Consider the following 12515-nt stretch of genomic DNA (forward strand, 5'->3'; position numbering starts at 1 on the left):
TTAGCCCTCTTTAATTGTTAAGGATGCTACACCCGGCAATATTTTTCCCTCTAGTAGTTCCAAAGAGGCTCCTCCGCCTGTTGAGATGTAAGTTATCTCATCATCGACGCCTATTCTTTGAACTAAGTCTGCCGTATCTCCACCGCCAACAACGGTAGTTGCATAACTGTCAGCTACAAAATGCGCTATCTCGTTAGAACCGCGAGCAAACTTCTCTATCTCATAAACGCCCATAGGACCGTTCCATAAAACAGTTTGGACATCCCTTAGAACCTCCTTGTAAAGTCTAACTGTAGCAGGCCCTATATCTAGCCCCATCCATCCATCTGGAATCTCCTGAACAGATGTTATTTTTATGATAGAATCCTCGGTAAATTTTTCTGCTGCAACGACATCAACGGGAAGATAAAATTTAACACCAAGTTTTTTAGCCTCTTGCATTATGTGCCCTGCATCTTCAAGTAAATCATCCTCTGCAAGGGAAGCGCCAATGTCATGTCCGAGCTTTTTTAAAAAAGTAAATGCCATGCCTCCACCGATTAAGACCTTATCGACTCTAGGTAAAAGATTGATTAAAGCCTCTAATTTGCCTGAGACTTTTGAACCACCTATAATAGCGGCAAAAGGGCGAACAGGATTTTGTATCAACTTGCCAAAAAACTGTATCTCTTTTTGAAGCAAAAATCCGGCAGCTTTATGCTCAGAGTCAAAAAAATGGGTTATCCCCTCAACAGATGAGTGGGCGCGATGACTTACTCCAAATGCATCATTTACATAAAAATCAGCCATTGATGCCAACTGCTTAGATAACTCTTTGTCATTTTTTGTCTCACCTGCTTCATAACGAAGATTCTCTAGAAGCAAGACCTCTCCTGATTTTAGCTCTGATGCTCTTAGTAGAGCATCTTTGCCAACTACATCTTTTGCTAGAGTAACTTCTCTTTTTAGAAGATGCTGAATTCTTCTAGCAACGGGAATTAGTGAGTATTTCTCAACTACTTGCCCATCTGGACGCCCAAGATGAGAAGCGAGTACAACTGCACAATCTTGATCAAGACAGTAGTTTATAGTAGTCAAAGCAGAGCGGATACGACGATCATCAGATATATTTCCAAACTCATCCATCGGTACATTAAAGTCACATCTGATAAAAACTTTTTTACCGGCAAGAGCTAAATTTTTAATATTTAAAAGTTCCATAAAATTCCTAAAATTCTTTATCGTCTTTTTTATTTTGATATATGAAGTGCCATATCTATAAGTCTTGTGGAGTATCCCCACTCATTATCGTACCAAGCCATTATTTTAACCATGTCTCCATCTATTACCTGCGTTAAATCCTCAGCAACTACAGCGCTATATTCACATCCGACAAAATCTTGAGATACCCTCATATCTTTATCCATAAGAAGAAGCCCTTTTAGATCCGTATCTGCCATTTTATTAAATACAGCGGTCACCTCTTCTAATGTAGTCTCTCTTTTGACAATTACATTCAAATCAACCATAGATACATCCGGCGTCGGTACACGCACACTCTGCCCATGGAGTTTTCCAACTAGTTGAGGAAGAACTAAACCGATGGCTTTTGCAGCTCCGGTTGTTGTCGGAATCATATTAATTGCACCTGCTCTTGCACGACGCTTATCTTTTGAGTGTTTAACATCTAATATATTCTGGTCATTTGTATATGCATGTATAGTTGTCATCAGACCCTTTTCAATCCCAAAAGCATCATCTAAAACTTTTGCTACTGGGCCAAGACAGTTTGTAGTACAAGACGCATTTGAGACTATTTTTTGTCCATCATAAAGATTTTCATTTACACCCATAACAAAAGTCGCTGTCTCTGTATCTTTTGACGGTGCAGAGAAGAGAACTTTTTCTACGCCGTTATCAATATGTACTTGAGCTGATTTTTGAGTTAAAAATACGCCTGTACACTCCAAAACCATATCTGCACCACACTCGGCAAATTTAAGGTTTTTTGGATCACGGTCACTAAAGACTCTTATGTTTTTACCGTCGATTGTAATGTTCTCATCATCAACTTGCACTACTTCGCTCTTAAATGTTCCGTGAACAGAGTCGTGTTTAAGAAGATAAAGCATCATATCCATACTTGCCATATCATTTATAGCCACAATTTCTACATCATCCCTCGAAGCAGCTATACGAGCTACACAGCGACCGATTCTACCAAATCCGTTTATTGCTATTTTAAGTGCCATTATATTTCCTAGTTAAAATAAAATTGAGCAATTTTACCTAAACTTAGTTATAATTCGCTTTAAATATGGATACAATCGCACTTTTTGGCGGCTCTTTTGACCCGCCGCATATCGGTCACGAGGCAATAGTTAAGGCTTTGATAAATTTCAAAGATATTGATAAAGTTATAATAATGCCTACGTTTTTAAACCCGTTTAAGTCAAAATTTCACGCTCCGGCATCTCTTAGAGTAGAGTGGTTAAAAAAGATTTTTGATGAGTTTGAAAATGTAGAGGTTTCAGAGTATGAAGTTTTAAAAAAAAGAGCGGTAACAACTATTGAGAGTGTAGAATATCTTTTAAAAAGTTATAAAAAAATATACCTAATAATCGGTGCAGACAATCTATCTTCTATAGATAGATGGAGTAGATATGATGAGCTTAAAGAGTTGGTGACTTTTGTTGTAGTCCCAAGAGACGATATTGAGATTTCAGAGCATTTTTTAAGATTAGATGTTAATGAGAATATCTCATCAACAGAGCTTAGAGATAACATTGAAATCTCAAAGCTGCCAAAAAAATGTGCAAAAGAGATATATAAATTTTACAAGGAAAACTATTGCAAAACAGAATTGAGAAAATAACTGGAGCTTTAGACAAATATAAAGCAGAAAACATCGAGGTTTTTGACCTTAAAGATAAAAACTACTTTGTTGATTATGCCATTATTGCGTCATCGCTTGGCTCAAAACATACGCTCGCTTTATTAGATAATATAAAAAAAGATCTCAAGCCTGCAGAAAATTTTAATCATATAGATGAGAGCAGCGACTGGGTTGTCATCGACTTAGGCGACATTCTTATCCACATAATGACACCTGAATACAGAGTCAAATATGACATGGAGAGCTTTTTAAGCACATTAGCTGATGGCAAAGAGGGGATGCCTCTTTAGAGCTAGGACTTTAATCTTTTTAGTAAAATATCCGCTACGCGAAAAGCGTTTGCATATATAGTCCATGTATAAGGAACGCTTCCTCCTGTGGGCATAAAACTAGCATCTGTCACATAGAGATTTTCTAGTGCATGTGCTTTGCAGTTTTTATCAAGTACGGAGGTTTTAGGATTCTCTCCAAATCTACAGCCACCTGCAACTAAGTTTGACGGAGGGGATGAGGAGATACTATAGCTTATCTCCTTAGCACCCATCTGCTTTAAAACTTCTACCGCCTTTTTTGCCAACTCGTTGCCGACTTCTCTATCATGCGGATGACTATAGAGATGTATCGCTCCTACAGCAATACCGTACTTATCCTTTACATCTTCCTCAATACCTATAAAACACTCATCTGTAGGAAGCCAGTCATTAAAAACTTCAAAATTCAAAACCCTTGAAGTCGTAAGTTCTTTATGAACTCTTTGCGCAAGAGCTTCGCCCCAAAGAATTTGCCCTCTTTCATCATAAAAGGCTCTTTTTATACGAGGAATTAAATCTTGATGCTCAAACAGAAAATCTATAGTTCCTCCTTTGATTTTTTTACCGCTCTTTTTATACTCATACCACTGCTGCAGGGAGCGATTGAAAAAAACTCCAACTTCCATAAGCTCCTTTTGCTGCTCTTTTGTAAGCATCTCAAAACGAAATCGCCCCTCCCCTGCTCCTCCTGCTGAAAAAATAAGGTTTTTTCCCACTTGCTTCTCATTGTTGGCTAAACCATGAGGGAAAAAATGATTTTTTGAGTTTAAAAGCAGACGAGAACTCTCTATTGCTTGCGCTGCTAAAACAAAGATTTTTGCACTTAGTTCATGCGTCTTAAAATCGGCATCGTAGTAGTGTGCTTTTGTAACCTTTGTCGCATCACTCTCAAGTTTATAGACAAACGCTTGCGTGATAATAGTTGCATTACACTTTTGAAGAAGAGCTGCCCTGCCGCTCCCTTTTGCGCCTGTAGCACATCCGTAACTCCCGCAAAAATTAGAGTAAGAGCAGCTATTTCGCTCTAATGCGGTATGTGATAAAATTGCCCTTGGAGTAGCAATAGACTCAAATCCAAGAGAGTTACAAGCTCTGTCAAACCACTCTGTTACTCTGTTTTCTTGAAGTTTAGGATAAGGAAATTGTTCGGTACTTCTAGGCTCCAAAAAAGAGTGTGGCACCACTTCTCCGCTAACGCCAACTACACGCTCGACTTTTTCATAGTAGGGCTCTAGCTCCTCATAAGAGATAGGCCAATCAACTATATTTGCACCCTCAATTTTGCCGTAAGCTGAAAGAAGTTTGAAATCATTTGGCTTTAAGCGATGAAAAAAACCACTCATTAAATTTGAGGAGCCTCCCACCATGGAACCATTCCAAAAACTCCACTGCTCCTCACTTCCAACATATCTTGTACGCTTTTTATTTTCATCTAATTCATAGATAACATGCTGCTCTTCTTTAAGCTCAGGTGTAAAAAGTTGACGGCGTGAAACCGCTAGTTCATCCTTATTAAAGTCCTCTTCTTTGTACTCTTTCCCCTTTTCAAGCACGACGACACTAAAGCCGGCACGACTTAGCTCATAAGCGACTGGGGAGCCGCCTGCACCGCTCCCTATGATACAGATATCATACGTCATAAATAAGCTCTTTTTGGATGCGGCTCTCCTGAGTGAAACCCTAGCCACTTCTGTGCTGCATCTTTTTTATTGACACCATAGACAGCGTCACTATAAAGAGCCTCCATGCTATAGGTCAAGAGAGATTCAATCCAAAACTCACCCCAGCTATATTCCGAAATCTCTTGCAATACATCTTGTCGTTTTTGTTGAGAGAGGTTGTAGTAAAGTTTACCGTAGAGTTTCAATGACTCTTCATGTAGCCATTGAACTCCGTTACGAAGAAACTCTTTTTTAGCAGAGCTAACTCTTGAGTGCTCTAGAATAAGTAGAAGATAAGAAGCAGTATCTACTTCTAACTCTTTAGCTTTAGGGAAAAGATCCTCTTGCACGAGAGCAAGAGTTTTTAAAGGCTCTACCGCACCAAATAAAGAGGAGCCGTAAAAAAGTAAAACAGCCCCACCCAAGAAACTCTGCTTAAAAAAATTTCTACGCATGTTAAAAGTCATATTTTATTGTACCACTATTTTTTGCCCGAAGTTTTATTTATAGATAAAATAAAAATAGAGCTATCCTTTAATTTTTTTCACCGAAAAAAAGTCTATCAAGGCTAAAATTTCCTGCTCCATGTGATACAAACAGTAGCAGAAAAAGCATATAATAAAGCGGTATTTCAAAACCGTTATCGCCTGCCGAGAAGCCGTTTGGAAGATGTACCGTCACAATAGCAACAACCATCACTACAATAAGAGGTAGTGAAATCAGACGGGTTAAAAACCCTAAAGTAAGCAGCACAACTCCTGTTATCTCTGTAGTTGCCGCCATGTAAGCATTTAGTGTCGGAAATGGTATTCCTAAAGATTCAAACCATCCAGCTACAGAGGTCATATCGCTCCACTTATTCATCGCAGGCTCATAAAATCCATACGCAACTGCCAATCGTGCAAATAATAAAGCAGATGATTTTGCACATTCGCTCACTCTAGAAAACTTAAGATATAGTTGTTTGAAGTTCATAACGCACTCCTTAAGAAACTTTAAACCGACACCCTATAACAGATATCTACAACCCTATAAGATTAGTTACTTCCGCACTTACCCTCACGTTTCATCTCTTTTTTTGAGTTTCCGCACTTGCCGTCACGCTTCATCTCTTTTTTTGAGTTTCCGCATTTGCCGTCTCGTTTCATCTCTTTTTTTGAGTCACCGCACTTGCCGTCTCGTTTCATCTCTTTTTTTGTGTCACCACACTTGCCGGCACCGCACTTCATTCTCTCAGCACTTAGTGTTGTAGCACCGATACTTAAAACCATAGCAGAAGCTGCAACTAATGATAGAAAATTCAACTTTTTCATATCTCATCCTTTAGTTTTAGTTAGTTCAAGAATCATTGTATCACAACTATTATAATTTTTTATATATTTAAATTAATTAGAATTCATCTTTTATAAATTTTATCTACTCTACTAGCTCTTGCTTTTCTCTATCTTTGCTTAAAAATGGCTCATAGCTGTTTTTTTGTAAAATATCTCTGTAGTCATATATTGAGTCAACATACCTAACAGGTTCACTTCCTCTTGCATAACCATGTTTTAGTGTTTTATAATACTTCTTTTGGGCAAGCAGAGGGAGCACTTTTTTTAAATCACTCCAGACATTTTTATTCAGCCCCATTCTCTCTGCTAATATCTGCGCATCAAAAATATGCCCTAATCCTACATTGTATGCAGCAAGTGCAAATTTTAAGCGATCTTCTCCTTCTACATCTGAAGGTACACGTCTTAAAAGTTCACTTAAATGTTTTGCTCCACCCTCAATGCTCTGCTGTGGGTCGAGTCTATTTTTGACTCCCAGCATTTTTGCCGTAGCCTGCGTAAGCATCATAAGTCCTCTAACTCCTGTGTAGCTTTTTGCTCTTGGGTTCCAGTGTGACTCTTGATATGACTGTGCTGCTAAAACTGAACATGGAAGACCGTACTTCTCTGCATATTTCTCAAATAGCTCTTTATATTTAGGAAGTCTTGTTTTTATTCTCTCATAAAACGTCTTAGTGTTATAGTAATCAAAAAAGAGAGCAAAACTGTAGTAGTGATCTTTTAGACGTGCCATCTCCCCGCTTTGGTTAAATCCATTGAGCCAAGAGTACATATCATCTTTTAACTCCTTTGAATCAGGTGCAAGCACCCATGCAAGCTGCTCTCTATTGCTAACAGAAAAGGCAAGAGCTATCTTTGGAAAATAGCGTTGATTTAGGGCATATATATTTGAGTCTGCAATAGTACAATCTATCTCATTATCAGCTACCTTTGCTAAAAGCTCTTCCGTAGAGTACTCAGAGGTATAGGTGGCATTTATATCAAATCCATCCTCAAGTAGCGAGTCTATAGTCTCGCTGTAGCTAGTCTCTTCTCCTACTACTATTTTAAGTCCTGCCAAATCTTCAACACTTTTTGGAAACTTGCCACTCCATAGCATGCCTCTATAACAGATAACCTGTTGTTGTGCCTCAAAATATGATGGACCGAAATTAAAGTTTTTCTCTTTTATTTTAGTTTTTGCCAAAGATGCAGAGGTTATATGAATATTTGGATTTTTACTAAGCTCTAAAGCCTCTTTTGTCGTGTTTACCATTGTTATATTTAAGTCAACATCCAAATGTTTTGCATAGGCATTAAGAATATCATACTCAAAACCCTTTGCTCCATCGGGACCGATATAGTATGTTGAGGGTGAGTTTAGTAGAGCTACATTTAGAAGCTTATTCTCTTTTATCTCATCAAGTACGGATGCCGTCTTTATTTTGTGAATAGGGTTATAGGCTGTATGAGAGAGCCATCCAAAAACAAAAAAAGATATAGCAAAAAATACAACTACGCTTAATTTAAGATATCTGTCCATTATGTTAGTTTGCCCCTAAAAACTTAGCAAATATAAAGCGATTTGTGCCATCTTCATACTCATGTGCTAAAACCTGATTATGGACTTTTAAAATAGAGTCCACTAGATACAGACCAAGCCCAAAACTATTTTTTGCAGGATTATCTTTAGTAAATGGTTCTATATAGTACTGTAGTGGATGTGCTATGCAGTCTCCTTTGCTCTCAAAACACAACTCACCGTTTTTTATCAAAATTTTTACATGCCCGTCGGCTCCGTACTTTATGCCATTATCTATCATATTTTTTATTGCCGTAGTGTAGAGTCTATAGTTTGCGTTTATTTTGTAAGTTGCTTCTACATCTACCGTAACAGAACTTTTGTCTATCATTGCCATATCTATTGCACCGTCTATAATATCAATAAGACGATACTCTTTAAAATCGGTTTTATCTCCAAGGCTTGTTACCTCCTCAATAAGAGCAAACTCATTAACTAAAGATTCCAAACGTCCAAAAATAGAACTAAATCTATCCTTCTGTTTTTGAGACTCCAACATCTGAGTAGCAATTGTTCCCTTGGCAATAGGAGTCTTTAGCTCATGCATTATATTGCGTAAAAAGAGAGTTCTAGACTCTAAAATAATATTGATTTTTTCTCTTGTTGCCTCAAGCTCGTTGGAGATTAGTGCTATCTCGTCATACCCTTTGGTTTTAAACGATATATTCATATTTCCATCACCATAAAGAGCAATCTTCTTTCTAAGTCTTATAAGTGGTCTTAGCCTTTGTAAAATCAGAACAAAAGAGAAGGAGATTATTACCAAAATAGTCATGTAGGAGTAAGCGACACTCCAGTATCTATATGGTCTTAGCTCTTCGTCTAAAATAAGCACCGAAGATGTTGGTGCTTGAATATAAAAGTATATTTTTTTATTAAACTCAAGCATAGTTGTAGTTAAGTCTGTTACTGTTTTTTTGGTAAAAAACCCCTCTTGAGACAACATTAGAGATGATTTTACACTTTGAAAATCTTTTCTTTTTAAAACTTTTGCATTATTTAGTACTGTTTTTATCGCTTCATTATCTTTTTCTAGTACAAAACTATATACCGCCAAGTTTGCTTCGAGCATAATCTGGGAGTGCTGTTTTTGCTGATGTTGCCTAAATATTTGAGTGATTGTTGCATGTTTTGTAAATATATGATCTATATAGTGCTGCTTGTTGAGTAGAAAAAACTCCCAAAATACAACACTTACACTTATAACCGTAACTGTAAGTGCAGATAAAACGGTTATTAAAACAGCATGTTGACGCACTAATTTTTCTCCATTTTTTTAGTAAAACGAAAAAATAGCTTACTTAAGAAGTTTATAGCCAACGCCTCTAACCGACTCTATAAGAGATTTATCTCCTAATTTGTTTCTAATTCTTCCCACCATTACATCAATGCTTTTATTAGATGAATCTTCATTTATAGCATTTACATTGTGAATCAAGTCCTCTCTTGATACAACCAACCCCTGCTTTGCTATCATGTATGACAAAATTCCAAACTCTGCCTTTGTAAGGTCGATATTTCTGCCCTTATAGGTAATCATCATCGAGGATGCATCACATTTAAAATCGCTCTTTGACTCCTCTTTTTGCTGTGACTTTGCTTCATATCTTCTTAGTACAGAGTGTATCCTAGCCTCTAGCTCTCTTGGGTCATAAGGTTTTGGAAGATAGTCGTCAGCTCCTAGTTCTAACGCTTTTACCTTGTCGGTTACATCACTTCTAGCCGAGGAGATAATAATAGGAATATCTTGTCTCTCACGGATTGCTTCACAAACCTCCAAACCATCCATACCAGGCAGAGTCAAATCCAATATAACTAAATCAAAAGGCTCAAGCTTCAATATGCTTACCGCTTTAAAAGGGTCATCCTCTGTAATAACCTCAAACTTAAACTGATGTAGATACTCAGCTAGTATCTCCGCTAATTCTAAATCATCTTCAATCATTAATATTTTTTTCATAAGCAGATTCTAACAGATATGCGCTAATAAGTAGTTAATATTGTGCAAATATTTAAATATTAAACATGGATGCGATATTAAATGCTATAAAAGCAAGTCCGTAAGCGACTATGGATGTAAATCCTAAAAGGTAAAAGAAATATTTTATACCACCTGCTTCACGCGTAAAGACAACTGATGCAGCCAGACATGGCAGATAAACCATAACAACAACTATAAACGCTACTGCGGAAGCAAAAGGTATATTTTTTGAAATCATCTCTTTTAGGGAGTTATTCTCCTCATCTACCTCACTTCCTAATGAGTATAAAACACCTAAAGTCGAGACTACAACCTCTTTTGCCGCAAGTCCTGTTTGAAGAGCCACACTCATCTTCCAATCAAATCCAAGCGGAGCAAAAATCGGCTCGCTGAATTTTCCAATTTGACCAAGGTAGCTCTGCTCAAGGTATGCTTCTGCTGCTTGATTAGTAAAAAAACTCTTCTCCTCCTGAGTTACAGCTCTTTGTATCTTTGTTGCGTACTCCTCTTCTAGGAGTTGATTATGCGGGTAGCTGCTTAAAAACCATATAAGCATAGATGCCGCTGCTATAAATGTACCCGCCTTTTTAAGATACATCAATGTTTTTGTCATAACCGTATGCCACATAAGCTTTAGTGATGGAAATCTATATTTTGGCATCTCCATAACAAAAGGCTCATCTACACCCTTAAATGCTGTTAACTTTAGTACTTTTGCAGCAAATAGCCCAAGCATTGCCCCTGTTATATAGATAGCAAAGAGAACATTACCTGCCATTGATTCTGAAAAGAATGCACCTGCAAAAAGAACATAAACCGGAAGCCTGGCCCCGCAACTCATAAACCCGATAATAAATAGCGTTAAAAGTCTATCGCGATCATTTTTAAGTATTCTCGCACTCATGTAGGCTGGAATCGAGCATCCAAAACCTGTTACTAGCGGTATAAACGACTGTCCATGAAGCCCAAACTTATGAAAAAAGCCATCAAGTAAAAACGCAACTCTTGACATGTACCCCGTACTCTCTAATAGCGCTATACCTATAAAAAGAATGACAATATTTGGAATAAATAAGACTACCGCACCGACACCTGATATTAAGCCGTCAACCACAAGAGAGCGAATATCATCATTTGATATTGTTGAGCCTATGGTACTACCTAACCATGTGAAAAAAGCGTCTATCCACTCCATAGGAATAGAGCCTATCTCAAATGTAAGCTGAAAAAGAGCCCACATAAAAAATAGGAATATCGGTATGCCAAATATTTGATGAATCAAAACGGAGTCAATCTTGTCTGTTAGAGTTTTTTCACTCTCTTCTACCTCTTGCTTTAAAACCTCTTTTACTACACCCCTGTTAAAAGAGGCGTACTCGCTAGCAAATGCCTCTTTTATGTCGCTTGTGTCATGATGGAGCTCTATATGTTTTGATGCTTCTATTAAGATAGGCTGCAGCTCCGTCCATATAGGATCATCATGAAGTTTTGCATATGTTTGTTTACTATTTTTAAGAAGATTAATCGCTATATTTCTATATGAGTTTTCATCTTGATATTTATGCTTTGTCAAGTAGTCGATTATTACGGTTATCTCCTCCTCTACAGCTTCACTAAAAATAAGCTTATACTCAATACTCTCGCTTTCATACTCCTCTATAATAGCCTCTATAAGATCAACTATCCCAACTTTTGTAACAGCAGAGACTTTTACGCAGGCAAATCCTAAGAGTTCAGACATAAGCTTGCTATCTATGCTTATGCCCTCTTTGTCAGCTTCATCACTCATGTTAAGTGCTATTAACATTTTCTTGCCTATGCTCATAAGCTCTGAAGTAAGTTGAAGATTTTTTTGCAAATTTGTCGAGTCTACAACGTTTATGATAAGATCATAATCCTGAGTCAGGAGATAATCATTTGTCACTCTCTCTTCTATTGTGTAGTCGTTTAGTGCATAAGTCCCTGGTAAATCTACTACCGTAAAGTGGTACTCTTTGTAGTCAAACAACACTTCACTCTTCTCAACCGTCACACCGGTAAAGTTTCCAACATGAAGATTTGCATTTGATATAGAGTTTATCAACATGCTTTTGCCTACATTTGGCTGTCCCACAAGTGCAACTTTTATATGCTTAGCTGTTACTGGGCAGACTTTTATATCTCTGTTCATGCTTTTATGACCTCTATCAGTTCAGCCTCTTTAGCTCGAAGTGCGATTCTCATCCTGCCTACTTTTATCTCTATAGTGCTTTTTGCAGGCGCATGCTCTAGTACCTCTAAGACCGTATCTTTCATTATTCCAAAAGATATAAGCCTCTGCTTTAGCTCTGCATCAGCTTTTAATTTAACAACTTTTACAACAGCCGATTTTTTACAATCTATCAGCCTCTTTATTTCACTATCGCCTGTTTTGTTGTGCATCAATTTCTCTTTAATTTTATATAATGATAATGGATATCATATTAAAAAGAGGTTAATTTAAAAAATATAAGAAGCCGCCAACTCAAAACGACTCCAGTCGCTATCGGTTTTTATTAAACTCTCTTTATCATCTTGCTCAACATAAATAGCACGAAAATAAAACTTTCCGTTACTGTAGTTTAAATACCAACCTACTGCCGTAGAGTAATTATCATTTTGAGCTGTTCTTTTTAGATTATTACCCGCTATGTATTTTTAAAAGACAATCTATGCTTTGTGTATAATAGTCCTTTTAAAATTAAAATTTTCTTAAGAAACACTTTTTAAATACTTTATTAGCTATAATTCCTCTCTATACTATCAGGAAATCA

13 protein-coding genes are annotated in these 12515 nt (G+C 37.2%); 2 read left to right on the forward strand and 11 right to left on the reverse strand.

The window, feature by feature from the left end; genetic code table 11:
- Entirely contained in the window at window positions 1-1200 is a 1200-nt protein-coding gene (locus tag M0Q20_RS07320) for a phosphoglycerate kinase (RefSeq protein ID WP_295059947.1), read from the reverse strand.
- A gap of 29 nt (window positions 1201-1229) precedes the next feature.
- Window positions 1230-2231: a type I glyceraldehyde-3-phosphate dehydrogenase gene (gene gap / locus M0Q20_RS07325; protein WP_295059950.1), complete on the reverse strand. Its 1002-nt coding sequence runs from the start codon at window positions 2229-2231 to the stop codon at window positions 1230-1232.
- Between the two features lie 65 nt (window positions 2232-2296).
- Between gap and nadD the strand changes: the two genes are divergently transcribed.
- Window positions 2297-2854, forward strand: coding sequence for a nicotinate (nicotinamide) nucleotide adenylyltransferase (gene nadD, locus M0Q20_RS07330; protein WP_295059952.1), 558 nt, complete (start codon window positions 2297-2299; stop codon window positions 2852-2854).
- Window positions 2830-3165, forward strand: a complete 336-nt coding sequence (rsfS, locus tag M0Q20_RS07335) for a ribosome silencing factor (protein WP_295059955.1) — start codon at window positions 2830-2832, stop codon at window positions 3163-3165. The genes nadD and rsfS overlap by 25 nt, the downstream gene beginning before the upstream one ends.
- Window positions 3166-3167: 2 nt before the next feature.
- Here the strand turns inward: rsfS and M0Q20_RS07340 are convergent, their stop codons facing one another.
- The 9 genes from M0Q20_RS07340 to M0Q20_RS07380 all read right to left on the reverse strand — a co-directional run bounded on the left by M0Q20_RS07340 (window position 3168) and on the right by M0Q20_RS07380 (window position 12144).
- Window positions 3168-4826 (reverse strand): GMC family oxidoreductase, encoded by a 1659-nt coding sequence (locus tag M0Q20_RS07340; RefSeq protein ID WP_295059958.1) that lies wholly within the window; start codon window positions 4824-4826, stop codon window positions 3168-3170.
- The gene (locus M0Q20_RS07345; protein WP_295059961.1) at window positions 4823-5302 is read right to left on the reverse strand and encodes a gluconate 2-dehydrogenase subunit 3 family protein; all 480 of its coding nucleotides are present in this window, start codon (window positions 5300-5302) and stop codon (window positions 4823-4825) included. Before M0Q20_RS07345 ends, M0Q20_RS07340 begins: the two co-directional genes overlap by 4 nt.
- A gap of 79 nt (window positions 5303-5381) precedes the next feature.
- Window positions 5382-5822 (reverse strand): DoxX family protein, encoded by a 441-nt coding sequence (locus tag M0Q20_RS07350; protein ID WP_295059963.1) that lies wholly within the window; start codon window positions 5820-5822, stop codon window positions 5382-5384.
- Window positions 5823-5884: 62 nt separating this feature from the next.
- Window positions 5885-6160 carry a hypothetical protein gene (locus M0Q20_RS07355; protein ID WP_295059966.1) on the reverse strand — a complete coding sequence of 92 codons (276 nt, stop codon included), beginning with the start codon at window positions 6158-6160 and terminating at the stop codon, window positions 5885-5887.
- Window positions 6161-6263: 103 nt separating this feature from the next.
- The gene (gene mltF, locus M0Q20_RS07360) at window positions 6264-7703 is read right to left on the reverse strand and encodes a membrane-bound lytic murein transglycosylase MltF (RefSeq protein ID WP_295059969.1); all 1440 of its coding nucleotides are present in this window, start codon (window positions 7701-7703) and stop codon (window positions 6264-6266) included.
- Between the two features lie 4 nt (window positions 7704-7707).
- Window positions 7708-9000, reverse strand: coding sequence for an ArsS family sensor histidine kinase (locus M0Q20_RS07365; RefSeq protein WP_295059972.1), 1293 nt, complete (start codon window positions 8998-9000; stop codon window positions 7708-7710).
- 39 nt (window positions 9001-9039) lie between these two features.
- Window positions 9040-9702, reverse strand: coding sequence for a response regulator transcription factor (locus tag M0Q20_RS07370; RefSeq protein WP_295059975.1), 663 nt, complete (start codon window positions 9700-9702; stop codon window positions 9040-9042).
- A 52-nt stretch (window positions 9703-9754) separates the two neighbouring features.
- Complete coding sequence (gene feoB / locus M0Q20_RS07375) at window positions 9755-11893, reverse strand: ferrous iron transport protein B (protein ID WP_295059978.1); 2139 nt, start codon at window positions 11891-11893, stop codon at window positions 9755-9757.
- Entirely contained in the window at window positions 11890-12144 is a 255-nt protein-coding gene (locus tag M0Q20_RS07380; protein ID WP_295059981.1) for a FeoA family protein, read from the reverse strand. The genes feoB and M0Q20_RS07380 overlap by 4 nt, the downstream gene beginning before the upstream one ends.
- Window positions 12145-12515 lie beyond the last annotated feature (371 nt).

The organism is Sulfurimonas sp. (genome assembly GCF_023229025.1).
In the GTDB taxonomy this organism is placed as follows: Bacteria; Campylobacterota; Campylobacteria; order Campylobacterales; family Sulfurimonadaceae; genus Sulfurimonas.

Coding starts and splice junctions, on each gene's coding strand:
- M0Q20_RS07320 (WP_295059947.1), bottom strand. CDS start 1,200: ATGGAACTTTTAAATATTAAAAATTTAGCTCTTGCCGGTAAAAAAGTT.
- gap (WP_295059950.1), bottom strand. CDS start 2,231: ATGGCACTTAAAATAGCAATAAACGGATTTGGTAGAATCGGTCGCTGT.
- nadD (WP_295059952.1), top strand. CDS start 2,297: ATGGATACAATCGCACTTTTTGGCGGCTCTTTTGACCCGCCGCATATC.
- M0Q20_RS07340 (WP_295059958.1), bottom strand. CDS start 4,826: ATGACGTATGATATCTGTATCATAGGGAGCGGTGCAGGCGGCTCCCCA.
- M0Q20_RS07345 (WP_295059961.1), bottom strand. CDS start 5,302: ATGCGTAGAAATTTTTTTAAGCAGAGTTTCTTGGGTGGGGCTGTTTTA.
- M0Q20_RS07350 (WP_295059963.1), bottom strand. CDS start 5,822: ATGAACTTCAAACAACTATATCTTAAGTTTTCTAGAGTGAGCGAATGT.
- M0Q20_RS07355 (WP_295059966.1), bottom strand. CDS start 6,160: ATGAAAAAGTTGAATTTTCTATCATTAGTTGCAGCTTCTGCTATGGTT.
- mltF (WP_295059969.1), bottom strand. CDS start 7,703: ATGGACAGATATCTTAAATTAAGCGTAGTTGTATTTTTTGCTATATCT.
- M0Q20_RS07370 (WP_295059975.1), bottom strand. CDS start 9,702: ATGAAAAAAATATTAATGATTGAAGATGATTTAGAATTAGCGGAGATA.
- feoB (WP_295059978.1), bottom strand. CDS start 11,893: ATGAACAGAGATATAAAAGTCTGCCCAGTAACAGCTAAGCATATAAAA.
- M0Q20_RS07380 (WP_295059981.1), bottom strand. CDS start 12,144: ATGCACAACAAAACAGGCGATAGTGAAATAAAGAGGCTGATAGATTGT.